Source organism: Bradyrhizobium cytisi, from assembly GCF_008123515.1.
GTDB classification, from domain to species: domain Bacteria; phylum Pseudomonadota; class Alphaproteobacteria; order Rhizobiales; family Xanthobacteraceae; genus Bradyrhizobium; species Bradyrhizobium cytisi.
Genome location: NZ_VSSR01000056.1, coordinates 23,272 through 47,418, shown reverse-complemented (window position 1 = coordinate 47,418; position 24,147 = coordinate 23,272). Strand labels below are relative to the sequence as shown.

Sequence of the window (24,147 nt, the reverse complement as noted above, 5' to 3'; positions counted from 1 at the left end):
CCCGGCTTAGCAGCGCACCACGCCGCGAAGCGCGGCGCGTTGCACTGCATCCGGAGCACGCGAGCAATCCTGATCAAGCGGAGCGCAGAAAGCACGCGCATCATCGCCACGCTTCGAACGAGAGTCGTAACCATGAACCCAGCCCAGCGCGCGCTCTGGTACATCGAGAGCCATCTGGCCGAGCCGATGACGCTCGACGAGATTGCTGCGATCGGGGGCGTGTCGCGGTTCCACATGGTGCGTGCGTTTGCCGCAGCAGTCGGCCTGCCGGTGATGCGCTACGTGCGCGCACGGCGGCTGAGTGAGGCGGCGCGCAACCTTGCCAAGGGCGCGCCGAATATTCTGTCGCTGGCGCTGGAGGCGGATTACGGCTCGCACGAAGCATTCACCCGCGCGTTCCGCGACCAGTTCGGCACCACGCCCGAAGCGGTGCGGGCCGCGACATGCGTCAACCATCTCACACTTCAGGAGCCGATCCTCATGGAGTCCACTATGCTCGACGATCTCAAAGCCCCGCGTTTCGAAACTGCAAAGGCCTTCCTCGTCGCCGGCCTCGCCGAGCGCATCACCTGCGACAACGGCGCCATCATTCCTGGCCTGTGGCAGCGTTTCCATCAGGAGGTCGCCGGCATTCCCGCGCGCGTCGGGAGCGTCGCCTACGGCGTGTGCTGCAACGGCGACGATGCCGGCAATTTCGATTACATCGCCGGCGTCGAGGTTGCTGACTTCTCCGATCTGCCGCGCGGGCTCGGCCGCATCCGCATCCCCGAGCAGCGCTATGCGGTGTTCACCCACACCGACCACGTCGCCTCGATCCGCCGCACGGTCAACACGATCTGGAATCAGTGGCTGCCGGCCTCGGGCCTGAAGGCCGCGGACGCGCCGAACTTCGAGCGGTACGATGAGAAGTTCGATCCCGTGACCGGCAACGGCGGCTTCGAGATTTGGGTGCCCGTAAGAGAGTAGCGCTGCAACGCTGGCATACCATCCCGCTTGCTTGGCAAGGGGGACCTACTTTGTCATAACCGCTGGCAAAACTTGCCAGCGGGGCCCGTGCCGGACATCCCGAGCAAGCCATAACAAGCAGCCGGGAGGGTCCCCCAATGTCCAACGTCCGTGTTCTCGCCACCGACCTCGAATTTCCAGAAGGGCCGGTCGTGATGCCTGATGGTTCGGTGGTGCTGGTGGAAATCCGCGGCCAGCGCCTGACCCGCGTTTATCCCGACGGCCGTAAGGAGATCGTGGCCAAGGTGCCGGGCGGTCCGAACGGTGCGGCCCTCGGCCCCGACGGCAAGATCTACATCTGCAACAATGGCGGCTTCTCCTGGATCCCGACCCGCAACATGATCATGCCGGGACCGCAGCCGGACGATTATCTCGGCGGCTCGATCCAGCGCGTCGATCTGCAATCCGGCAAGGTCGAGACCGTCGTGACCAAATGCGGCGAGCACGATCTGCGCGGGCCGAACGATCTCGTGTTCGACAAGCATGGCGGCCTGTGGTTCTCCGACCTCGGCAAGCGTCGCGCCCGCGAGATGGATGTCGGCGGCATGTACTATCTCAAGCCCGGCATGAGGGAGATCGTCGAGGTCGTGCACGGCGTGCTGCCGGCCAATGGCATTGGTCTCTCGCCGGACGAAAACACTGTCTACATCGCGGAGACGCCTACGGGCCGGCTCTGGGCCTATGAGCTCTCCGCGCCCGGCACGCTGAAGCCGCGCGAGGTGATCTATCGTGGCGAACGGGGCAACCCGATTTGCGGCCTCGGCGGCTACCAGATGTTCGACTCGCTCGCGGTGGAGGCCAACGGCAATGTCTGCGTCGCTACGCTTGTCTCCGGCTGCATCTCGGTGATCGCGCCGGATGGCACCCTGGTCGAGCAGGTCCCGACCGGCGACCGCGTCACCACCAACATCGCCTTCGGCGGCCCCGGGCTCAAGACCGCCTACATCACGCTATCGGGGAAAGGCGAGCTGGTCGCCATGGATTGGCCGCGCGGCGGTTTGCCGTTGAATTTTTTGAATAAGTGAGCCAAGCCGTCATTGCGAGGAGCGAAGCGACGAAGCAATCCAGCTGCCTCCGCCGTAACATTCTGGATTGCTTCGCTTCGCTCGCAATGACGTAAGGAGACAACCTCAATGCCCTGGCCTGATCCCATCACCCTGCGTGGACAGCACGCCCGTCTCGAGCCGCTGTCGAAGGAGCATCGCGAGGGGCTGGTGGAGGCCGTGAAGGACGGCGAGCTCCACACGATCTGGTACACCGCGATCCCGACGCCAGAGAACGTGGCCAAGGAGATCGACCGCCGCCTCGGCCTCCAGGCCGCGGGCTCGATGCTGCCGTTCACCGTGTTCGACGCCGCCGGCAAGATTGTCGGCCAGACCACCTATATGAACATCGATGCTACCAACCGCCGCGTCGAGATCGGCTCGACCTGGTATGGCAAGAGCGCGCAGCGCGGCCCGCTCAACACGCAGTGCAAGCTGCTGCTGCTGACTCATGCCTTCGAGACCCTGAACTGCATCGCGGTCGAATTCCGCACGCATTTCTTCAACCACCAGAGCCGCCGCGCCATCGAGCGCCTCGGCGCCAAGCAGGACGGCATTCTGCGCAGCCACCAGGTCGCGCCAAACGGCACGCTGCGCGACACCGTCGTGTATAGCATTACCGCGGCCGAATGGCCGACGGTGCGCACGCATTTGAATTATCAACTCAACGACAAGCCGCGCTGAGCGGCCGAGGCACTATGGATAGATTTGATTACGTGATTATCGGCGCGGGCTCCGCCGGCTGCGTCCTCACCAGCCGGCTCAGCGAAGATCCCGCCACCAGCGTCTGCGTGCTGGAGGCGGGCCCCAGCGACTGGCATCCGTACATCCATCTGCCGGCGGGTTTCATCAAGACCTTCCACATGAAGAGCATCAACTGGGCCTACCAGCAGGAGGTCGGGCCCTACACCGGCGGGCGCAGCATCTACGCGCCGCGCGGCAAGACGCTCGGCGGCTCGTCCTCGATCAACGGCCATATCTACAATCGCGGCCAGCGCATGGATTTCGACACCTGGGCGCAGATGGGCAATCGCGGCTGGGGCTATGCCGACGTGCTGCCCTATTTCCGGCGGCTCGAGAAGCGGGTCGGCGAGGGCGAGGACATCTATCGCGGGCGCGACGGCAAGCTCACCGTCACCACGATGGAGTGGCGCGATCCGCTCTGCGAAGCCTTCATGGAAGGAGCGGTCTCGCTCGGCATCCCCCGCAACCCCGATTACAACGGCGCGAAGCAGGAAGGCGTCTCCTACTGCCAGCGCACCATCGACAAGGGCCTGCGCGTCTCCGGCTCGACCGCGTTCCTCAAGCCCGCGATGAAGCGGCCGAACGTGCATGTGCACACGCATGCGCACGCCACCGAGATCATCTTTGAAGGCAAGCGTGCCGTCGGCGTGCGCTACATGAAGGGCGGCCACGGCGGCACGCCGGTCGAGGTGCGCGCCAACAAGGAAGTGATCCTCTCCGGCGGCACTTACAATTCGCCGCAGCTGCTGCAGCTTTCCGGCGTCGGCTCGCCGGACCTGTTGCGGGCCCATGGCGTCGAGGTGCGTCACGCACTGCCGGTCGGTGAAGGGCTGCAAGATCACTATGCCCCGCGCACGGTGGCGCGCGTAAAAGACATCAAGACCATCAACGAGCTTCGCCGCGGCTTCTCGCTGTGGGTCGAGGCGCTGAAATGGGCGACCGCGCGCCGCGGCCTGCTCTCGCTGTCGCCGACCATGGTCTATTGCTTCTGGCATTCCGGCGAGAGCGCTGATAGTTCCGACTTGCAGCTCACCTTTACGCCGGCGAGCTACAAGGAAGGCGTGCAGGGCCAGCTCGAGGACGAGCCCGGCATGACGGTCGCCTCCTGGCAGCAGCGCCCGGAAAGCCGCGGCTATGTCCGCATCCGCTCGAGCGATCCGTTTGCGCCGCCGATCATCCAGACCAACTATCTCGACGCCGAGCTGGACCGCCGTGTCATCGTCGGCGGCATGAAGCTCGCGCGGCGCCTGCTGAAATCCGCGCCGCTGTCGCCCTATTACGCCTACGAGGATTTCCCGGGCCCGAACATCAATACCGACGACGAGTTCCTGGCCGCCGCCACCGAACGCGGCACCACCACCTTCCACCCCGGCTGCACCTGCCGCATGGGCCCGGCGGATTCGACCTGGGCGGTGGTCGACGACCAGCTTCGCGTCCACGGCCTCGAAGGCTTGCGCGTGATCGACGCCTCGGTGATGCCGCGCATGATCTCGGCGAACCTGAATGCGTCCACGATGATGATCGCGGATCGTGCCTCGGACCTGATCCGCGGCAAGCAGCCGATGGAAGCCGCCCGCGTGCCGGATGCAGCGGTGGCGTAAGCTGCGTAGGGTGGGTTTAGCCTCGCGGTTGCGCGAAGCGCAGTCCGCGCGGCGTAACCCACCACTTCTCTCGATGCGGAAACCAAAGAGGTGGGTTACGCTGACGCCAACCCCCTACGAACTGAAGGCGTCGTGGTCATTGCCGCTGTGCATTTTTCCTTGCGCTACTTGCGCACAGCGGACCGTGGGTGCGAGGTCAGCACCCGGCCTTCCCTGCGCCCTCTTTCATGAGGGTGTAACGGAGAGAGCATAGCTCGGGCGGAATATGCCGCGAGGATGCGAGCGTGTGTCTGCGATTGAGATGCGAGTTGGAAACCGCGATGCCGCACCTTGCTCCGTCATTGCGAGCGCAGCGAAGCAATCCAGACGGTCACCGCGGAAAGACTCTGGATTGCTTCGCTGCGCTCGCAATGACGAATGGAGAGAGCGGCGAGCTCAAATCTCTCACCGTCACCCTGAGGTGGCCGCTTTTTCAGCGGCCCTCGAAGGGCGACGGCCCGGCTGCGTCATCTCGGCCGTTCATCCTTCGAGGCTTGTTCAGCGGCGCATGCGCCGCCGAACGCGCGCCTCAGGATGACGGGACTGGCCGCGTCAGCATCGCAAGCCTGCCCGTCCCCATCCTCCCAATCACAACCAGGTGTCTTGATTAGGAAACGATTATTCCCTATTATCCCGCAATGCAAAAATCCGCACGTCAGTCTCAATCTTCTCCCCAGCCGCCGGGCCGTCCCCGGGAGTTTGACATGGAGACGGCCCTCGACGGCGCGATCCGGGTGTTTTGCGAGCGCGGCTATCATGCCACCTCGATCGGAGAGCTGACCGCCGCGATGCGGCTTGCCACGGGCAGCGTCTACAAGGCGTTTCGCGACAAGCATGCCGTGTTCCTCGCCGCCTTCGAACGTTACGCCACGGTGCGCGGGGAGCAGACCCGCGCCGCGGCGGCGCGGGGTGCGAACGGCCGCGAAAAATTGCGCAACGTGCTGCTGTCCTATGTCGAGCACTCCCAGGGCAGCGAGGGGCGCCGCGGCTGCATCGTGGTCGGCAGTGCGGTCGAGCTGTCGGCGGTCGATCCGGTGATGCGGGCGCGCGTCACGGCGCAGCTCAAGACCAACGAGAACTTCATCGCCGGCCTCATTCGCGAAGGGCAGGCGGACGGCTCGATTCCGGACCATGTCGAAGCGGACGACACCGCGCGGCTGATGATCTGCATGACGCAGGGCCTGCGCGTCGTCGGCAAGGTGCGCCTGCCGCTCGACTGCGAGCGCCTGGCCGGCGTCGCGATGAAGCTGCTTGCCTGAACATTAGTCAAATTAGGAAATGATCGTTTCCTATATCTGGAGACTTTGACGTGCCGGAGAGTTTGGAATGACGATGAATGCCACGATCGACGCCGCACCCGAGCCGGATGCCGTGTCGCAACGACTGACCTTCGTGCTTGCCGCGGCCTGTGGCATGGTCGCCGCCAACATCTACTACGCCCAGCCGCTGATCGCCCCGATCAGCGCCGCGCTCGGCCTGTCGCATGCCGCCGCCGGCCTGATCGTGACCATGACGCAGATCGGTTACGGCACCGGCTTGCTCTTCATCGTGCCGCTCGGCGATCTTGTCGAGAACCGCATGCTGATCTGCACCGTCATCACGCTCGGTGCGGCGGCGCTGCTCGCGGCCGCGTTTGCGACCCATGCGCTGCCGTTCCTGATTGCCGCGCTGTTCATCGGCCTCGGCTCGGTGGCGGTGCAGGTCATCATTCCCTATGCCGCCCATCTCGCGCCGGAGGCCATTCGCGGCCGCGTCGTCGGCAACGTCTCGACCGGATTGATGCTCGGAATCATGCTGGCGCGGCCGGTGTCGAGCTTCGTCACGGCGGCGCTGTCGTGGCATGCGGTGTTCTTCGGCTCGGCAGCGTTGATGATCGTGCTCGCGGTCGTGCTGCGTCTCACGCTGCCGAAACGCAGGCCGGTGGCCCGGATGCATTACGGCGCGCTGCTGCTGTCGATGCCGCATCTGGTGCGCGCGACGCCGCTCTTGCGGCGCCGTGCGCTCTATCAGGCCGGCCTGTTCGGCGCCTTCACCCTGTTCTGGACGGTGGTGCCGCTCCAGCTCGCGAGCCAGTTCGGCTTCACGCAGAGCGGCATCGCCCTGTTCGCGCTCGCCGGCGTGTCCGGCGTGTTCGCGGCGCCGATCGCAGGACGGCTGGCCGATCGCGGCCATAGCCGCATCGCCACGATCGCCGCGATGCTGTTTGTCGCCCTGGGCTTCCTGGTGACGCATGTCGGCGCGGCCGGGTCCGTCCTCAATCTCGCCTGCCTCGTCGTTGCCGCGATTGCGATCGATTTCGGCGTGCAGGGCAATGTCATAGTGGGCTTCCGGGCCATCTTCGTGCTTGGGCACGAGAACCGCAGCCGTCTCAACGGGCTCTATATGGCGACGTTCTTCGCGGCCGGTGCGGCCGGGTCTGCGCTCGGCACCTGGGCGTTCGCGCAAGGCGGCTGGACGCTGGCCTCGGCCATTGGCCTTGCGCTGCCGGTCGCGAGCCTGATCTACGCGGCAACCGAATAGAGGTACGATTGTGTGCCGTGGCCGTTTACCAAGGGTTGGGTCGGCGGCCCGGCGGGTGCAATTTCCGTCTCGCGGATTCCCTTGAGCTGTAGTACTTTGGTCGCAAGCAGCCTGGTTAAGCGGCGGCAGGGGAGGCCCTATGAGGCGTGCGGGACTGTATGGCGTACCGCGAGTACGGCCATGGTCGTGGCAGGCGTTTGTGCTCGGTTTTGTCGTTGTCGCGGTGTCGGCTGCGCTTCAAGCCGTCTGCGTTGTGCTCGGCGCAAAGCTCTACTTCGCGGCGTTCCTGCCCAGCCTGTTCGTGCTCGGCATTGTCGCGGGCGCACCGGCAGCGGTGTTCGCCGCACTGCTCACTGTTCCGCTGGTGTGGTGGGCGTTCATCCCGCCCTTCTTCGAGTTCACGCCGCTGTCCAGTGCGAGCGCGGATTCCATCAACTTGTTCTTCTTGCTGGCCGTGCTCCTGATCGGCCTCGCCGATCTCTGCCGCGCGAGCATGACGATCATCAGCCGCGGCGGACTCAAATCCTCCGGCGAGAGCGCGGCAACGAATTCGCAATAATCAGGTGTTGTACGGAGCGTGCGCGTTGCGCGCGGGCAACAGTCCGGCAACCATCCGTGCAGCTGGATCGCGCCGCTAACTTTTCGAAAAAGATTTGGCCGCAATTTCCTCCGTGGGAATACGAGGGAGTTTTTTCGACATGAACGGCCAAATCAACGGACACGCCATTTTCGAGAACGTGCGCCGCTACCGCGGCATCGCATCGCTCTATCGCCAGACCGCGGCGTTTCGGCCGGGCCAGCGCTGGTCGCTGCTTCAGCAGGCCAGCGAGTGGGAAGCCCGCGCGCTGTCGGAGCTGGAGGCCTATTTCGCCGCGCGCGCCGATTACGCCACGCCGCTCGCTGCCTGATTGTTAACCATCCGACGCGAACGTCAGCGAAGGGCCTCCTCCAGATCATCGTCATTCTGGCGGCGACGATCGCAATGAAGCTGATGGGTAAGCGCCGGCGGCGCTATCGCCCGCCGAAATCGGGCACCTCGGGCAGATAATTCGCGCCTTCCGATCCCAAAAAATCGAACATCGCCTGCGCCGGTGGCAACAGCACCTTGTCGCTGCGGCGGATCACGTACCATTGCCGGACAATCGGCAGGCCCGCGACGTCGAGCACGATCAGTCGGCCTTCGGCGAGCTCATGCGCCACCGTATGCGCCGAGATGAAGGCGATGCCGAGTCCGGCGATCACCGCCTGCTTGATGGTCTCGTTGCTGCTCATCTCCATGCCGATGATCGGTTCGAGATCGGACTTCTGGAACATTCCCTCCATCAGCGTGCGTGTGCCCGATCCCGGCTCGCGGGTGAGGAAGGTCTCGTGCACGAGATCGGTCAGGCTGAGGCCCGAATCCTTCTCCAGCCAATGCCCCTTGCGCGCGACGATGATGTGCGGATTGCGCCCGAGTTGGCGTACGTCGACGCTGACGTCGGCCGGTGGCCGACCCATCACCGCGAAATCGAGCTCGTAGCCGTGGATGGCCTCGCGGATCTCCTCGCGGTTGCCGATAGTCAGCTTGATCTCGATCTTCGGTGAGCGCTTGGAGAATGCCGCGATTGCGTGCGGCACGAAATATTTCGCGGTCGAGACCGCGCCGAGATGCACCGTGCCGGCGGTTCTTCCGGCGAGCAGGTCGAGCGCGCCCTGACAGTCCGTGATCGCGGCCTCGACGCGCTCGGCGAGCGCCAGGACCTCGCGGCCTGCCTCCGTCAGCAGCATGCCGTCGCCGGTCCGCTGCACCAGCGGCAGGCCGGCGAGGTCCTGGAGCTGCCTCAGCTGCTGGGTTACGGCCGGCTGGGTCAGCCCGAGTTGGGTCGAGGCCGCGGTGACGCTGCCCTTGGCCGAAAGCGCCGCAAGCGAGCGCAACTGCCGGATCGTCAGATGCCGGAGCTGGGCCGCCGCATGGCCGGGACCACTATAAGAAAATTCTTTGGCGCTCATTATAATTAGAAATTTTCCTTATTAAGCTGCCCCTGTCAATCTCCTTATGCCGGGACCGACCGCACCGACCTCCGCCGGGGAGGGAACTGGATGCGGCGCCCAGAAGGGATGGACGCATGACCGGGCAACTCAGGCTGGACGACCACCTTCAACGGTATTCCGAGACGGCACCGCACGCGCTGGCGGTGGGGGCCGCAGTCGATGCCATCGCGGCGGCCGCGATCGAGATCGCCGACCTCATCAGCACCGGCGATCTTGCGGACGCCTCGGGCCTGACCACGGGCCGCAACAGCGACGGCGATCTCCAGCGCGATCTCGACATCCAGGCGGATGCGATCCTGCGCCGCTGCCTCGGCAAGGTGCCGGTCGCGGCGCTGGCATCGGAGGAGATGCGCGAGCCGCAGATCGGAGACCGCGAAGCAAAGATCTGCGTCGCAATCGATCCGCTCGACGGCTCCTCCAACATCGATCTCAACATGACCGTCGGCACGATCTTCTCGATTCTGCCCGCGCCGGACGACCTATCGCTCGCTTTCCATCAGCGCGGCTCGGCGCAGCTCGCCGCGGGCTTCGTGACCTACGGCCCGCAGACTTCGCTGGTGCTGACGCTCGGCGACGGTGTCGACATCTTCACCCTCGACCGCAAGGCCGGCTGTTTCCGGCTCGCGCGCAGCAGCGTGCAGATCTCCGAGGCGTGCGACGAGTTCGCGATCAATGCGTCCAACCGCCGGCATTGGGACCCGCCGATGCGTGCCTTCATCGACGAATGCCTCGCCGGTGTCGACGGACCCGCCAACCATAATTTCAATATGCGCTGGATCGGCTCGCTCGTCGCGGAGGCCTATCGCATCCTCACCCGCGGCGGCATCTTCCTCTATCCCTCTGACGCGCGTCCTGGCTATGGCGACGGCCGCCTGCGTTTGACCTACGAAGCCCATCCGATGGCGATGATTATCGAGCAGGCCGGCGGCTCCGCTTCGACCGGGCGCGAGCGCGTCCTCGACCTCGCGGCGGACAGCCTGCACCAGCGCGTGCCGCTGGTCATGGGGTCGAGTAACGAGGTGCGGCGCGTCGCCGAGCTGCACTGCGATCCGCTGCTCGTTGCCAGCGTCTCGGCGCCGCTGTTCGCGCGGCGCGGCTTCTTCCGGTTGTGATGGGAGGCAACGAATGTCCAGGAAGCATCCGATCATCTCCATCACCGGCTCGTCTGGCGCAGGAACGACCTCGGTCAAGAAGACCTTTGAGCAGATCTTCTTCCGCGAGAAGGTCAACGCCGTCTACATCGAAGGCGACGCCTTCCATCGCTACGACCGCACCGAGATGCGCACGCAGATGGCCACGGAGGCCGAGCGCGGCAACAAGCATTTCAGCCATTTCAGCCCGGAGACCAATCTGTTCGAGGAGCTGGAGCGCGCGTTCCGCGACTATGGCGAGACCGGCACCGCGGTGACGCGGCACTACGTGCACGACGCCGAGGAATCCGCGCTGCACGGCGTCGCGCCCGGTGCTTTCACCGAATGGGCGCGGCTGCCCGAGAACTCGGACCTGCTGTTCTACGAGGGCCTGCACGGCGCCGTGGTTACCGACAAGGTCAATGTCGCGCGCTATGCCGACCTCAAGATCGGCGTCGTGCCCGTGATCAATCTCGAGTGGATCCAGAAGCTGCACCGTGACCGCAGCGCGCGCGGCTATTCGACCGAGGCCGTCACCGACACGATTCTGCGGCGGATGCCGGATTACATCCACTACATCTGTCCGCAATTCACCGACACCGACATCAACTTCCAGCGCGTGCCGACGGTGGACACGTCCAATCCGTTCATCGCGCGCTGGATCCCCACGCCTGATGAATCGATGGTCGTGATCCGCTTCAAGAATCCGCGCGGCATCGACTTTCCCTATCTGCTCTCGATGCTGCCGCACAGCTTTATGTCGCGCGCGAACTCCATCGTGTGTCCGGGGGCGAAGTTGGATCTGGCGATGCAGCTGATCCTGACGCCGCTGATCATGCAGCTCATCGAGCGCAAGCGAAACCTGAAGTAAACCAGGGGAGGATCCAATGAACATCTCCGTCCACGCCGACGCCGACCTCACCGCGGTCGCGCACTCCGATCTCGCCAATGCCGTCCGCTTCCTCGCGGTCGACGCCATCGAGACATCGCAGTCGGGCCATCCCGGCCTGCCGATGGGCATGGCCGATGTTGCGACGGTGCTGTTCTCGCGCTTCCTGAAGTTCGACTCGGCCCATCCCAATTGGCCGGATCGAGACCGCTTCGTGCTCTCGGCCGGGCACGGCTCGATGCTGCTCTATGCGCTGCTGCATCTGACCGGTGGCGATGTCAGCCTCGACGACATCAAGGCGTTCCGGCAATGGGGCTCGAAGACGCCGGGCCATCCCGAATATGGTCACACGCCGGGCGTCGAGACCACGACGGGCCCGCTGGGGCAGGGCATTGCGACGGCCGTGGGTATGGCGCTCGCCGAGCGTATGGCCAATGCGCGGCATGGCGACGGCCTCGTCGATCACTTCACCTATGTGATATCAGGCGATGGGTGCCTGATGGAAGGGATCAGCCAGGAGGCGATCTCGCTTGCAGGTCACCTCCAGCTTGGCCGCCTGATCGTGCTGTTCGACGACAACGGCATCTCGATCGACGGACCGACCTCGCTTGCGACCTCGGACGACCAGCTGGCGCGCTTCGCTGCATCCGGCTGGTCGGTGCGCCGCGTCGATGGGCACGATCCCGAGGCTGTTGCTCAGGCGATCGCAGAGGAACGTGAGAGCGCAAGGCCGTCGCTGATCGCCTGCCGCACCATCATCGGTTATGGCGCGCCGGACCGACAAGGTACCGAGAAGGCGCATGGCGCTCCGCTTGGCACCGAGCAGACCGCGGCGGCGCGGCGGACGCTTGGCTGGGACTATCAGCCGTTCGTGGTGCCGATCCCGATCCTGAAGGCGTGGCGGATGATTGGGCAGCGTGGGCAAGTGGATCGCCTCGCTTGGCTCGATCGTTACGAATGCGCGACGCCCGAGCAGCGCGACCTGTTCATCGAGGGCAAGTCGGTTGCCCTGCCGATCGCCTATGCCCAGGCCTCGGCGAAATTGCGCGAACGCTTTGCCACCGAGCGTCCAAAGCTTGCGACGCGACAGGCCTCGCAACAGGTGCTCGACGGCATCGCGGGAACGATTCCCGGACTTGTCGGCGGCTCCGCGGACCTGACACATTCGAACCTGACGCATGCCAAGGCGCAGGCGCCTGTCCGACGTGACGCGTTCGCCGGCGATTACATCCACTATGGCATTCGCGAGCACGGCATGGCGGCTGCGATGAACGGACTCGCGGTGCATGGCGGCTTCATTCCCTATGGCGGCACGTTTCTCGCCTTCTCCGACTACAGCCGGCCGGCGATCCGCCTTGCGGCCCTGATGCGGCTGCGTGTCATCCATGTGATGACGCACGACTCCATCGGCCTCGGCGAGGATGGTCCGACGCATCAGCCGGTCGAGCATCTCGCCGCTCTCCGCGTCATTCCGAACCTGCTCGTGTTCCGTCCCGCCGATGCGGTGGAGACGCTGGAAGCCTGGGACTGCGCGCTCGAATCGGAGGATCGTCCGTCCGTGCTGTGCCTGTCGCGCCAAGCGTTGCCGACCTTCCGCAGCGATGTGCGCGGCAGGAACCGGGTCGCGCGCGGCGCCTATGTGATTGTCTCGCCCGATGGCGGACGCGACGTGACACTGGTGGCGACCGGCTCGGAAGTCTCGATCGCGCTGGAAGCGGCTCGCCTGCTCGCGACCGAGCATGTCCGCGCCGCCGTCGTGTCGGCGCCGTGCTTCGCCCTGTTCGAGGAGCAACCGGACGATTATCGCGCCGCGGTTCTCGGCACGGCGCCGCGTGTCGGCATCGAGGCGGCCGTCGCCGGCGATTGGCATCGCTGGATCGGCGCTGAGGGCGAGTTCGTCGGCATGCGCGGCTTCGGTGCCTCGGCACCGGCTCCGGTGCTCTACCGCGAATTCGGCATCACGCCGCAAAGCGTCGCCGAAGCTGCCCGGCGGGCGATCGCCCGCGCTCGCAAGCAATAACAGGAGGACCCTTCGTGGCCCGTATCACCCTTCGCCAATTACTCGATCATGCCGCCAGCCACGGCTACGCGGTGCCGGCATTCAACATCAACAACATGGAGCAGGGCATCGCGATCATGCAGGCGGCGGCCGAAGTCGATGCGCCCGTCATCATCCAGGCCTCGCGCGGTGCCCGTAGCTATGCCGGCGATCTCATGCTTTCGCACATGATCGACGCGCTGGAGCGAACCTATCCGGACATTCCACTCTGCATGCACCAGGACCACGGCAACGACGAGGCCACCTGTGCCAGCGCCATCGCACATGGCTTCACCTCGGTGATGATGGACGGTTCGCTCAAGGCGGACGCGAAGACGGCGGCCGACTACGACTACAACGTCGCGATCACCCGCCGCGTCGTCGATCTCGCGCACTGGGTCGGCGCCTCCGTCGAAGGCGAGCTCGGTGTGCTCGGCTCGCTCGAGCATGGTGGTGGTGAGCAGGAGGATGGCCACGGCGTCGAGGGCAAGGTCAGCCACGACCAACTGCTGACCGATCCCGACCAGGCCGTCGACTTCGTTCGTGCCACCAAGGTCGATGCGCTCGCCATTGCAATGGGTACTTCGCACGGCGCCTACAAGTTCAGCCGCAAGCCGGATGGCGACATTCTGGCGATGCGGGTAGTCGAGGAGATTCATCGCCGGCTGCCGAACACGCACCTCGTGATGCACGGTTCCTCGTCGGTGCCGCAGCCGCTCCAGGACATGTTCAACCAGTTCGGCGGCGAGATGCCGCAGACCTGGGGCGTGCCGGTCGAGGAGATTGTCCGGGGCATCAAGAGCGGCGTCCGCAAGGTCAATATCGACACGGATTGCCGGCTCGCCATGACCGCCGTGTTCCGCAAGGTTGCCGCACAGAATCGCAACGAGTTCGATCCGCGCAAATTCTTGAAGCCCGCGATGGATGCGATGCGCGAGCTTTGCCGCGATCGTTTTGAGCAGTTCGGCACCGCGGGGCACGCCAGCAAGATCAAGGTCGTTCCCTTGAGCGAGATGGCGCGGCGCTACCGTACCGGCGAGCTCGACCCCAGTGCCGACGCCCGCGAGCCAGTCGCAGCCTAATCATGCAGAGAGAAGAGCAGGAGAGAGTCATGAATGCACATGCAGGAACCGTTCGCGGCAAGGAACGCTATCGCTCGGGCACGATGGAATACGCGCGCATGGGCTATTGGGAGCCCGACTATGTGCCAAAGGACACCGATGTCATCGCGCTGTTCCGCGTCACGCCGCAAGACGGCGTCGACCCGATCGAGGCCTCGGCGGCCGTTGCCGGTGAATCCTCCACCGCGACCTGGACGGTGGTGTGGACCGACCGCCTGACCGCTGCCGAGAAGTATCGCGCAAAGTGCTATCGCGTCGATCCGGTGCCCGGCACCCCTGGCTCGTATTTCGCCTACATCGCCTATGACCTCGACCTGTTCGAGCCGGGTTCGATCGCCAACCTGTCGGCATCGATCATCGGCAACGTGTTCGGCTTCAAGCCGCTCAAGGCGCTACGCCTGGAGGACATGCGCTTCCCGGTCGCCTATGTGAAGACATTCCAGGGACCGGCGACCGGCATCGTGGTCGAGCGCGAGCGGCTCGACAAGTTCGGCCGACCGCTGCTGGGCGCAACAATCAAACCGAAGCTCGGACTCTCCGGCCGCAACTACGGCCGCGTCGTCTACGAGGCGCTGAAAGGCGGGCTCGACTTCACCAAGGACGACGAGAACATCAACTCGCAGCCCTTCATGCACTGGCGCGACCGTTTCCTCTATTGCATGGAGGCGGTGAACCGCGCGCAGGCGGCCTCCGGCGAGGTCAAGGGCACGTATCTGAACATCACTGCCGGGACGATGGAGGACATGTACGAGCGCGCGGAGTTCGCGAAGGAGCTCGGGTCGTGCATCGTCATGATCGACCTCGTGATCGGCTACACCGCGATCCAGTCCATGGCGAAATGGGCGCGCCGCAACGACATGATCCTGCATCTGCACCGCGCCGGTCACTCGACCTATACGCGGCAGAAAAACCACGGCGTGTCGTTCCGCGTCATCGCCAAATGGATGCGGCTGGCCGGCGTCGACCACATCCATGCCGGCACCGTGGTCGGCAAGCTCGAAGGCGATCCCAACACCACGCGCGGCTATTACGACGTCTGCCGCGAGGATTTTAACCCGACCAGGCTCGAGCATGGCCTGTTCTTCGACCAGTCCTGGGCGAGCCTGAACAAGATGATGCCGGTGGCCTCCGGCGGCATCCATGCCGGCCAGATGCACCAGCTGCTCGATCTGCTCGGCGAGGACGTCGTGCTGCAATTCGGCGGCGGCACCATCGGCCATCCCATGGGCATTGCGGCGGGCGCGATCGCCAACCGCGTGGCGCTGGAGGCGATGATCCTCGCCCGCAACGAGGGCCGCGACTATGTCCATGAAGGTCCGGAGATCCTGGCCAGAGCCGCCGAGACGTGTACGCCGCTGAAGGCCGCACTCGAGGTCTGGAAGGACGTCACCTTCAACTATCAATCCACAGACACGCCGGACTTCGTGCCGACCGCGCTCGAAACGGCTTGAGGAGACGCAACATGAAACTCACCCAGGGCTGCTTCTCATTCCTGCCCGATCTTACCGACGATCAGATCACCAAGCAGGTGCAGTACTGCCTCGCCAATGGCTGGGCGGTGAACATCGAGTTCACCGACGACCCGCATCCCCGCAACACCTATTGGGAGATGTGGGGCCTGCCGATGTTCGATCTCCAGGACGCCGCCGGTGTGATGATGGAGCTCGCCGAGTGCCGCAGGGTCTATGGCGACCGTTACATCCGCATCAGTGGCTTTGACTCCAGCCATGGATGGGAGTCGGTGCGCATATCGTTCCTGGTCAACCGCCCGCCGCAGGAGGCTGAATTCGAGCTGGTGCGGCAGGAGGTTGGCGGCCGCGCGATCCGGTACAGCACCATACGCAAGCCGGCTGCCCACGCCTCGCAATAGCCACTCCCTTCCGCGCGGAGCACTCCCTGCTCCGTATCCTTGGCGGACTACTGCTTCGCCGCTCCCCTCGCGGCGAAGCTCTTTTCTTCGAGGTGCCCATGCTCGACGTTCCCCATGCAACGGCCGCCGAAGGCGGTGAGACCCATTTCGATCTCCGCAAGGAGGCCGAAGCGGCCGGGATCACCGACACGCTGCAACAGCTCGATCAGGAGCTGATCGGCCTCCGCCCGGTCAAGAACCGGGTGCGCCAGATCGCCTCGCTGCTGCTGATCGAGCGGATCCGCCAGCGTGCGGGCCTCGCATCGGCACCACCGACACTGCACATGTCGTTCACCGGCAATCCCGGTACCGGCAAGACCACAGTGGCGTTGCGCATGGCAAAGATCCTGCACGGGCTCGGCTTCGTGCGGCGCGGGCAGGTGATCTCGGTGACGCGAGACGATCTTGTCGGGCAATATATCGGCCACACCGCGCCGAAGACGAAGGAGATCCTGAAGAAGGCGATGGGCGGCGTGCTCTTCATCGACGAGGCCTACTACCTGCACCGGCCCGACAACGAACGCGACTACGGCCAGGAGGCGATCGAGATCCTGCTCCAGGTGATGGAGAACCAGCGCGAAGACCTCGTGGTGATCCTCGCCGGCTATGGCGAGCGCATGACGAGCTTCTTCGCCTCCAATCCCGGCTTCCGCTCGCGCATCGCCCATCACATCGAATTTCCGGATTATGCGGAAGCCGAGCTGCTGGTCATCGCCGAGCTGATGCTGAGGGAGCGCGGCTACCGCCTCTCGGTGGCTGCGCGCGAGGCCTTCGAGAAGTACATCGCGTTGCGCCGGACCCAGCCGTTCTTCTCCAATGCGCGCTCGATCCGCAACGCCGTCGATCGCATTCGTCTGCGGCAGGCCGATCGCCTGGTGTCGGATCTCGACCGCATGCTCGACGTTGCCGCTCTCGAGACAATCGATCCCATCGACGTCCTGGCGAGCCGTGTCTTCAGCGGCGGGGCAGATGCGCGGAGTGCAAAGACATGACCAGGGAGATCATTATCGCCCCCTCGATCCTTGCGGCGGATTTCGCGCGCCTCGGCGAGGAGATCGCAGCGATCGATGCGGCCGGCGCCGACTGGATCCACTGCGACATCATGGACGGCCACTTCGTGCCGAATATCAGCTTTGGCGCAGATGTCGTCAAGGCGATCCGTCCGGCGACGAAGAAGGTCTTTGACGTGCATCTGATGATCGCGCCTGTCGATCCCTATCTGGAGGCGTTCGCGAAGGCGGGGGCCGATGTCATCACCGTCCATGCCGAGGCGGGCCCGCATCTCGACCGTTCGCTCCAGGCGATCCGCGCACTCGGCAAGAAGGCAGGCGTCAGCCTGTGTCCGGCGACGCCCGAGAGCGCGATCGAATATGTGCTCGATCGTCTAGATCTTGTGCTGGTGATGACAGTCAACCCCGGGTTCGGCGGCCAGTCCTTCCTCGAATCCCAGCTCGAGAAGATCAGGCGCATTCGAAGCATGATCGGCGAGCGGCCGATCCGTCTCGAGGTCGATGGTGGCGTCACACGGGACAATGCCGCTGCGGTTGCCGAGGCCGGCGCGGATACGCTCGTGGCGGGTTCCGCGGTTTTCCGCGGCAAGAGCAGTGCCGACTATGCCGCTAACATCGCCGCCATTCGCGTTGCCGCGGAAGCCGCCCGGGTTCCGAAACTGCAGGAACATTCCGCGCTGCCGATGCGTGCAGGAGAAGGCGGGCGCATCCGGTAGACTACGGAGGCGTTGCGCGCGACCGCGACGTGTTCCCTGGGTCTTACGGCGGAAGCTGCTCGCCAATGCCGCCTCCGCGCTGTGTCGCGCCGGTGGTCGCGGAAGGGGTGGAGACGGAGGCGCAGCGTGCCTTCCTGGAACACGAGGGCTGCGGGGAGATGCAGGGCTATCTCATCGGGAGGCCCGAACCGATCGAACAGTATTGCGATCTGATCGGCATCAACGTCGAACGCCGCCGCTACGCCTTGAACTCATCGCAGCTTCCAGGCTCGGTTCGCCCGATAGGAACCAATGGGCGTCTGCAGGTTTTCTGAAAATTAACCCAGGTTAAGCGGGCCGTGGGCGCAAGAAATGTTTTGCATAACCGCCATCGGCCTGACGCAAATCAGGGTAATAAGCCTGTGTGAATGCGAGGGAGGGTCTCATGGAGAACGTACGTCGCTACCGCGCGCTGGCGTCCCTCTGTCGCCAGCAGGCGGCCTATCGGCCGCTCCAGAACTGGCAGCTGCTCGGCCAGGCCGAACATTTCGAATATCTTGCCGAGATCGCGCTGAAGGCGCATTTCGACGCGTGCAATGCGCAACGCGAAGACGACGCCATCGCAGCTGCGGTATGGGAGCGCCCCGCCGCGGCTTAGAGCGCTCTAACTGCAATTCCTCAACGGGCTGCTCGCCGGGCTTTCATTGCGCAGCGCGACGTCCGTTTCGAGAATCTGGCTTGCGGCCGCCGGCCGCACTTTCTTTGCCAAGATTTAATCGCGTGGACGGGACGCCGTAAGGTGACGATGTCCATGTTGGGTGCAAGGCGACTTACCCAACATGGACATTTCAACATGATCGATCGCGTCAATTCCGACACCACCAAGAGCCGTACAATTCTGAAGCCGCGCCGGCTTGCGCTGCTTGGCACCGTGGCCGCACTTGGCGTGGCCGTGCTGGCTGCGTCTCCCGCTTCGACGCCGTTCGGCGTGAACTCCCTGATTGCGCCTGCGCAGGCAGCTGAAAGCGCCGCGACGCCGCCGGGCTTCGGCGACCTCGTCAGCAAGGTCAAGCCCGCCGTCATCTCGGTGCGCGTGAAGATCGACCAGGACAACGACAAGAGCGCGATGCTGCAACAGAACCGGATGGATTCGGATGAGGATTCTCCGTTCGACCAGTTCTCGCGGCAGTTCGGCTTTCCGGGCGGCATGAACGGCATGCCGCGCCAACGTCACCAGGTGGTCACGGGCGAGGGCTCAGGCTTCTTCATCTCGGCCGACGGCTATGCCGTGACCAACAACCACGTCGTCGACCATGCACAGTCGGTGCAGGTGACGACGGACGACGGCACGATCTACACCGCGAAAGTGGTCGGCACCGATCCGAAGACCGATCTCGCGCTGATCAAGGTCGAGGGCAAAAAGGACTTTCCGTTCGTGAAATTCTCCGACCAGAAGCCGCGGATCGGCGACTGGGTGGTTGCTGTTGGCAATCCCTTCGGCCTCGGCGGCACCGTGACGGCCGGCATCGTCTCGGCCAGCGGCCGCGACATCGGCAACGGTCCGTATGACGACTTCATCCAGATCGATGCGCCCATCAACAAGGGCAACTCCGGCGGTCCGGCCTTCGACATGAACGGCAACGTGATCGGCGTGAACACCGCGATCTTCTCGCCCTCGGGCGGCTCGGTCGGCATCGGCTTCGATATTCCGTCCTCGACTGCAAAGCTCGTGGTCGCGCAGTTGAAGGACAAGGGTGCTGTCACCCGCGGCTGGCTCGGTGTGCAGGTGCAACCGGTGACGGCGGAGATCGCCGACAGCCTCGGCCTGAAGGCGGCGCGCGGCGCAATCGTCGATAACCCGCAGGATGGCAGCCCGGCGGCGAAGGCCGGCATCGAGGCGGGCGATGTCATCACTGCCGTCAACGGCACCGCGATCAAGGACTCCCGCGATCTCGCCCGCACCATCGCCACGCTGGCGCCGGGCACGTCCGTGAAGCTCGATGTCGTCCACAAGGGCGACACCAAGACGGTGACGCTGGCGCTCGGCGAACTGCCTACCGAGCGGCAGGCCCAAGGAAGCGGCAACGCTGACGACGGCAAGACGCAGCAGGCCCCCGGCACGCCGCGCCTCGGCCTCAGCCTGGCGCCCGCTGGCGACGTCCAGGGCGCAGGTCAGAAGGGCGTCGTGGTCACGGAGGTCGACCCGCAGGGACCGGCGGCGCAGCGCGGCATCCAGACCGGCGACGTCATCCTCAATGTCGGCGGCAAGGCAGTCGCCACTGTCGGCGACGTCCGCTCGGAGCTGGCGCAGGCCAAATCGTCCGGCAAGAACAGCGTGCTGCTGCAGGTGAAGAATGCGGAGGCGACCCGGTTCATCGCGGTGCCGCTCGCCTGATCTGATCACGCCTCTTGGTCTCGACGGCAAATTCAAAAGGCGGCCTGCGGGCCGCCTTTTTCGTGCGCGCCTTCCGAGATACCCACAGGCCGCCGATAACATTCTCGTTAACGGCAGCAATGATGACGGGTTCGTCCGAAAAAGCCGCGTTCACTCGTCAGACTTTGAGATCGCGTGTTGTGCTTTGGCGGCAATGACGGCGCCGAGGCAAATTGCAGGAGTGGAACTTCGGACCTCCGGCCGCTTTGTGGAACCGGCCGGTGGTTCGCATTTGATCGGTGCCGACATGGATCGATTGAAGCTCTCGCTGAAGCTTGCGCTGCTCGCGGCGCCTCTATTGCTGTCGACCGGAAGTGCCATGGGGCGCGATGATGGCCGCTTCACCGATTCGCCGCTAAAACCCTGGTTCGACAGCCTGCGCAGCCATCTCGGTCCGTGCTGTTCGGACGCGGACGGCGTTGCCGTGGCCGATCCTGACTGGGACTCGCACAACGGGCACTACCGAGTCCGGCTTGATGGGGAATGGGTCGAGGTCCCCGACGAAGCTGTGATCACCGAGCCGAACCGCGCCGGTCGCACCATGGTCTGGCCGGTCAAGACGGCGTTCGGCGTTTCGATCCGCTGCTTCATGCCCGGCACCATGATCTGACGCCGATCGGCGTCATCGCTTGGCGGATTTGCTCTTGGCGGATTTGCGCTTCGAACTCTTCTTCGCGCTTTTCTTCTTGGACGTCTTCCGTTTCGAAGCCTTCTTCGGGACCTTCTTGCCCTTCTTGCGCGCTTCCGAGAGGCCAATCGCAATCGCCTGCTTGCGGCTCTTTACGCGTCCGCCGCGACCGCTCTTCGCAGTCCCCTTCTTGTAACGCCGCGTCTGGCGCTCGACATCACTGCTGGCGCTGCGTGAGTAGCGGCGCTTCTTTGCCTTGCGTGCCATCAACTCTCTCCCTTGGCCTCCCCTTGGCCTCGGAAGAGAACAGGAGTGCTGACCCAACGTTCCAAAGGCGCCGGCCGCGAGCCTTAGAAGGAGTTCGCGAGTTCGATCTCCGCTTCCAGCACCTGGATGCGGTGCGCCGCTTCGGTAGAGGACAGACTGCGATCGTATTGCGCGGGTTGGTAGGCCTCTTCACTCAGCCGCTTCAGTCGCAGCCCCTGCGCCCGGGTCATCTGCTCCATGAGGAAAACCTTGGCGTCGTATTTGCCCTGAACCTGCATGTCCGCTCTCCATTCTGAGTTCATGGCTTGACTATATGTTCTTATTTTGTTCTAGCAAGCCTCTAACAAGTCATGGACAACAGAATTAATGAAATTCGACGTAGAATCAGTGCCTTGAGGCTGGAGATGGCCGATGTCGAGGTGGCCGTACGCGATCTCGTCAATCGCGATCGCGACTGGCAAGGTGTTGATTTGAGGCGGGCCGGCCGGGATGCTGTGACCCGCGCACCGACCATGTGACCCTGAGAGGATGTTCGATCATCCAAGAACAGGCCCCGCTCTCGCGAAGCCTGTTCTCTGGCGAGCTTACTTGGTGTTGCCCGGGGCGCTCTTGTTGTTCGTCATGGTGCCGCCCTGGTCAGAGCCGCCCTGACCGGAGGTGTCGCTGCCCTTGGACTTCGTGTTGGCGCCTGTCGTTTGCGAGGACGAGGTCGATGATTCATGCTTGGCCTTGTGTGACTTGGCCTGTGCGGCGAAGGGCGCGGCGGCGAGGCCGGTTGCCAACATCACGGCGAGAGCGAGCTTGGTCGTGTTCATGCGCGGGAACTCCCTGAGTTGAATTGACGCAGGCACCCAACCGCTATTTGCCGCGGGAGTTCCGAACAATACGTCGCATTGCGCCTCACGCGCGCTTCAAGATTCCTTGTCCTCGTTGAGGATGAGCACGACGCCCGTCAGGGCGGCACCGATGGCAAACGTCGTCACCATCGTGCCGACAAAGACCAAGGCTGCCGCACGGCCGCCGTGGTTCAGCAATTCTGCGACCGCAGGATTGACCAGAATGAGCGCGAGCGTGAAGGCCAGACCGAGTGCAGCGCCCATCATCGCATGCGTCATTAATTTGATGACGCCGGTGGGAGAGATCAGGCTTGGCGACCTATTTGGCGACTTTTTTGCGCGCATGGAACTGCCGATCGATCTGTCATGCAAACGCGTGCCGCAATCGCGGGTTCCAATGCGCATGAAGGAATTGTCATCTGCCGCTTCATCCGACGTTCATGCCGACTTTGCGAAGATGAACGCCATCAACACGGGAACATTCGATATGGGCAAGGTGGTCTTTCTCTATCGCTCGCTGGCCTACCGTAACGCGGCGGCCGACATGTTGCGTAAGGCACGCAAGCTGCCGCGCGGTGCGGAGCGCAGCGCCGCCCGCCGCTACGCGACGGCGTTGCGCGATCTCGCGCGAACGGAAGCCTGGCTCGAAGGGCGTGTCGCCGATGAACCGCGGCCGATGTTACGGCTGAAGGTCGCTGCGTCGCGCTAACCCGACGCGCGCTGAAGTTCGGGAGAGGTGCTGGCCTCGAACTTGTCCTGCACCGCCGATGTTGCCGCGCTCTTGCGCGTCAATGGCACATCAAGGCGGCACAACAAGCCCTCTGGACGCCAGTCGAACTGCGCCTGTCCGCCGAGCTGGGATTCGACACTGGCCAGCAGGCTTCTTGTGCCAAAGCCACGCGACTTCGGCGTCCTGACCAACGGCCCTCCGGTCTCGTCCCACGTCAAGGTGAGGAGATCGTTCTCGGCCTGCCAGCCGATCGCGAGCCGCCCCGACCGGGTCGAGAGCGCGCCATACTTGGCCGAATTGGTGAAGAGCTCGTGCAGCGCCAGCGCCAGTGTCTGGGCGGTCGCCGGCAGCAACTGCACCTCGGGACCCCCGAGCTTGATCTGTCCGCCGAGCGAATAGGGCGCAAGCTCTTCCTCGATGAGCTTGGAGAGCTCGGCGCCCTGCCAGCTCGACAGCGACAGGATGGTGTGCACGCGCGCGAGCGCATTGATGCGCCCCTCGACGGCATTGACGTAAGCCTTGACCTCGTCGGCGCGGGTGAGGCGCACGATCGACTGTGCCAGAGCCAGCGCATTCTTGGCGCGGTGATCGACTTCGCGCGCCAGCAGGTTCTGCCGTTCCTCGGCGCGCTTGCGTTCGGTGATATCGACCGTGACGCCGCTCACCCGCACGACTCGACCGCCCGGATCCATAGTCGCGGCGGCCGTGCCGACGCACCAGCGCACATCACCATCGGGCCGGCAGACGCGGAACTCTCCTTCATAGGCGTGCGCGCCGGTATCGAACGCGGCAATCGCCTGGCCGAACTGGTCCACGTCATCCGGGTGCAGCAGCGCCTGGATGTTGGCCGAGGTGACGTTGAACGTCTCCGGTGTCACGCCAAAGATGCGGTACTGGCCTTCGTCCCACATCCAGTCGCCGTTGACCCAGTCCCAGTCCCAGGATCCCATCTTGCCGGCGGCGATTGCCATGCTGCGCCGCTCTTCGCTTTCGCGCAGTTTTGCGGTGGAGTTCTCGAGCTCGGCGGTGCGGGCACGGACACGATCCTCGAGATCCTGGTTCAGCCGTTCGAGCTCGCGCGTCTTGCGATAGAGCTCGGCAAACACCTTGACCTTGGCTCGCAGCACCTCCGGCACGACAGGAACTGGCACGTAGTCGACGGCCCCCATCTCGTAGCCGCGCAGCCGGTCGATGTCGCTGACCTGGATCGCCGAAATGAAGATCATCGCGGTCTTTTGGAAGCGCGGATGCTCGCGGATCATTGCCGCGAGCTCGAAGCCGTCGAGCTCGGGCATGCAGACATCGACCAGGATCACCGCGATCTCGGTCTTGAGCAGCACCTCCAGCGCCTCGCGGCCGGACGAGGCGATCACGAGGTTCTCGCCGAGTTCCTTTAGGATCACCTCGTAAGCGAGCAGCTTGGCCGGCTGGTCGTCGACGAGGAGGATATTGACCTTTTCGTGGTCCATTCTCGGAT

At 64.4% G+C, this 24,147-nt stretch carries 26 protein-coding genes and 1 pseudogene; 21 read left to right on the top strand and 6 right to left on the bottom strand.

The features are described from left to right. Window positions 1–132 precede the first annotated feature (132 nt). The 8 genes from FXB38_RS30100 (at window position 133) to FXB38_RS30065 (ending at window position 7,860) form a co-directional block, all read left to right on the top strand. Window positions 133–966: an AraC family transcriptional regulator gene (locus FXB38_RS30100; protein WP_187435245.1), complete on the top strand. Its 834-nt coding sequence runs from the start codon at window positions 133–135 to the stop codon at window positions 964–966. A gap of 137 nt (window positions 967–1,103) precedes the next feature. Next, the gene (locus tag FXB38_RS30095; RefSeq protein ID WP_148754608.1) at window positions 1,104–2,030 is read left to right on the top strand and encodes an SMP-30/gluconolactonase/LRE family protein; all 927 of its coding nucleotides are present in this window, start codon (window positions 1,104–1,106) and stop codon (window positions 2,028–2,030) included. A gap of 108 nt (window positions 2,031–2,138) precedes the next feature. Beyond that, complete coding sequence (locus FXB38_RS30090) at window positions 2,139–2,732, top strand: GNAT family N-acetyltransferase (RefSeq protein ID WP_148754607.1); 594 nt, start codon at window positions 2,139–2,141, stop codon at window positions 2,730–2,732. Between the two features lie 14 nt (window positions 2,733–2,746). After that, window positions 2,747–4,393, top strand: coding sequence for a GMC family oxidoreductase (locus FXB38_RS30085; RefSeq protein WP_148754606.1), 1,647 nt, complete (start codon window positions 2,747–2,749; stop codon window positions 4,391–4,393). A gap of 743 nt (window positions 4,394–5,136) precedes the next feature. After that, a complete protein-coding gene (locus FXB38_RS30080; protein WP_246230242.1) occupies window positions 5,137–5,691 on the top strand; it encodes a TetR/AcrR family transcriptional regulator in 555 nt (184 codons plus the stop codon). 67 nt (window positions 5,692–5,758) lie between these two features. Next, the gene (locus FXB38_RS30075; protein WP_148754604.1) at window positions 5,759–6,952 is read left to right on the top strand and encodes an MFS transporter; all 1,194 of its coding nucleotides are present in this window, start codon (window positions 5,759–5,761) and stop codon (window positions 6,950–6,952) included. A 139-nt stretch (window positions 6,953–7,091) separates the two neighbouring features. Beyond that, a complete protein-coding gene (locus FXB38_RS30070) occupies window positions 7,092–7,511 on the top strand; it encodes a DUF4118 domain-containing protein (protein WP_148754603.1) in 420 nt (139 codons plus the stop codon). Between the two features lie 139 nt (window positions 7,512–7,650). Continuing rightward, complete coding sequence (locus tag FXB38_RS30065; RefSeq protein ID WP_148754602.1) at window positions 7,651–7,860, top strand: hypothetical protein; 210 nt, start codon at window positions 7,651–7,653, stop codon at window positions 7,858–7,860. 103 nt (window positions 7,861–7,963) lie between these two features. Here FXB38_RS30065 and FXB38_RS30060 read toward each other — a convergent pair whose 3' ends face one another. Then, window positions 7,964–8,941 (bottom strand): LysR family transcriptional regulator, encoded by a 978-nt coding sequence (locus FXB38_RS30060; protein WP_148754601.1) that lies wholly within the window; start codon window positions 8,939–8,941, stop codon window positions 7,964–7,966. Window positions 8,942–9,057: 116 nt separating this feature from the next. Here FXB38_RS30060 and FXB38_RS30055 point away from each other — a divergent pair, with 116 nt between their 5' ends. The 12 genes and pseudogenes from FXB38_RS30055 (at window position 9,058) to FXB38_RS30000 (ending at window position 20,819) form a co-directional block, all read left to right on the top strand. After that, window positions 9,058–10,095, top strand: coding sequence for a class 1 fructose-bisphosphatase (locus FXB38_RS30055; RefSeq protein ID WP_148754600.1), 1,038 nt, complete (start codon window positions 9,058–9,060; stop codon window positions 10,093–10,095). Window positions 10,096–10,108: 13 nt separating this feature from the next. After that, window positions 10,109–10,984 carry a phosphoribulokinase gene (locus FXB38_RS30050; protein ID WP_148754599.1) on the top strand — a complete coding sequence of 292 codons (876 nt, stop codon included), beginning with the start codon at window positions 10,109–10,111 and terminating at the stop codon, window positions 10,982–10,984. A gap of 16 nt (window positions 10,985–11,000) precedes the next feature. Continuing rightward, entirely contained in the window at window positions 11,001–13,022 is a 2,022-nt protein-coding gene (tkt, locus tag FXB38_RS30045; protein ID WP_148754598.1) for a transketolase, read from the top strand. A 14-nt stretch (window positions 13,023–13,036) separates the two neighbouring features. After that, window positions 13,037–14,122, top strand: a complete 1,086-nt coding sequence (gene fba / locus FXB38_RS30040; RefSeq protein ID WP_148754597.1) for a class II fructose-bisphosphate aldolase — start codon at window positions 13,037–13,039, stop codon at window positions 14,120–14,122. 29 nt (window positions 14,123–14,151) lie between these two features. Beyond that, window positions 14,152–15,612: a form I ribulose bisphosphate carboxylase large subunit gene (locus FXB38_RS30035; RefSeq protein WP_148754596.1), complete on the top strand. Its 1,461-nt coding sequence runs from the start codon at window positions 14,152–14,154 to the stop codon at window positions 15,610–15,612. Between the two features lie 11 nt (window positions 15,613–15,623). Then, a complete protein-coding gene (locus tag FXB38_RS30030) occupies window positions 15,624–16,031 on the top strand; it encodes a ribulose bisphosphate carboxylase small subunit (protein WP_148754595.1) in 408 nt (135 codons plus the stop codon). 98 nt (window positions 16,032–16,129) lie between these two features. Further along, window positions 16,130–17,062, top strand: a complete 933-nt coding sequence (cbbX, locus tag FXB38_RS30025) for a CbbX protein (RefSeq protein WP_187435244.1) — start codon at window positions 16,130–16,132, stop codon at window positions 17,060–17,062. Beyond that, window positions 17,059–17,796: a ribulose-phosphate 3-epimerase gene (rpe, locus tag FXB38_RS30020; RefSeq protein WP_148754593.1), complete on the top strand. Its 738-nt coding sequence runs from the start codon at window positions 17,059–17,061 to the stop codon at window positions 17,794–17,796. The genes cbbX and rpe overlap by 4 nt, the downstream gene beginning before the upstream one ends. A gap of 89 nt (window positions 17,797–17,885) precedes the next feature. Next, window positions 17,886–18,110: pseudogene (locus FXB38_RS30015) on the top strand (hypothetical protein); the annotation flags it as partial. 110 nt (window positions 18,111–18,220) lie between these two features. Further along, window positions 18,221–18,433: a hypothetical protein gene (locus tag FXB38_RS30010; protein WP_148754591.1), complete on the top strand. Its 213-nt coding sequence runs from the start codon at window positions 18,221–18,223 to the stop codon at window positions 18,431–18,433. 195 nt (window positions 18,434–18,628) lie between these two features. Next, window positions 18,629–20,170, top strand: coding sequence for a Do family serine endopeptidase (locus FXB38_RS30005; protein WP_187435243.1), 1,542 nt, complete (start codon window positions 18,629–18,631; stop codon window positions 20,168–20,170). 286 nt (window positions 20,171–20,456) lie between these two features. Further along, the gene (locus FXB38_RS30000) at window positions 20,457–20,819 is read left to right on the top strand and encodes a hypothetical protein (RefSeq protein ID WP_148754589.1); all 363 of its coding nucleotides are present in this window, start codon (window positions 20,457–20,459) and stop codon (window positions 20,817–20,819) included. 12 nt (window positions 20,820–20,831) lie between these two features. Here FXB38_RS30000 and FXB38_RS29995 read toward each other — a convergent pair whose 3' ends face one another. The 4 genes from FXB38_RS29995 to FXB38_RS29980 form a co-directional block, all read right to left on the bottom strand. Continuing rightward, window positions 20,832–21,104 carry a DUF6496 domain-containing protein gene (locus FXB38_RS29995; protein ID WP_148754588.1) on the bottom strand — a complete coding sequence of 91 codons (273 nt, stop codon included), beginning with the start codon at window positions 21,102–21,104 and terminating at the stop codon, window positions 20,832–20,834. 83 nt (window positions 21,105–21,187) lie between these two features. After that, complete coding sequence (locus FXB38_RS29990; protein WP_148754587.1) at window positions 21,188–21,382, bottom strand: DUF3072 domain-containing protein; 195 nt, start codon at window positions 21,380–21,382, stop codon at window positions 21,188–21,190. A gap of 306 nt (window positions 21,383–21,688) precedes the next feature. Next, entirely contained in the window at window positions 21,689–21,919 is a 231-nt protein-coding gene (locus tag FXB38_RS29985) for a hypothetical protein (protein ID WP_148754586.1), read from the bottom strand. Between the two features lie 96 nt (window positions 21,920–22,015). Beyond that, window positions 22,016–22,285, bottom strand: a complete 270-nt coding sequence (locus FXB38_RS29980) for a hypothetical protein (RefSeq protein ID WP_148754640.1) — start codon at window positions 22,283–22,285, stop codon at window positions 22,016–22,018. A gap of 112 nt (window positions 22,286–22,397) precedes the next feature. Here FXB38_RS29980 and FXB38_RS29975 point away from each other — a divergent pair, with 112 nt between their 5' ends. After that, on the top strand, window positions 22,398–22,649 hold the full coding sequence (locus tag FXB38_RS29975; protein ID WP_246230240.1) for a hypothetical protein: 252 nt from the start codon (window positions 22,398–22,400) through the stop codon (window positions 22,647–22,649). On the opposite strand, the gene FXB38_RS29970 is transcribed toward FXB38_RS29975, so the two are convergent. Beyond that, window positions 22,646–24,139, bottom strand: a complete 1,494-nt coding sequence (locus FXB38_RS29970) for a sensor histidine kinase (RefSeq protein ID WP_148754585.1) — start codon at window positions 24,137–24,139, stop codon at window positions 22,646–22,648. The two genes, FXB38_RS29975 and FXB38_RS29970, sit on opposite strands and share 4 nt — an antisense overlap. Window positions 24,140–24,147 lie beyond the last annotated feature (8 nt).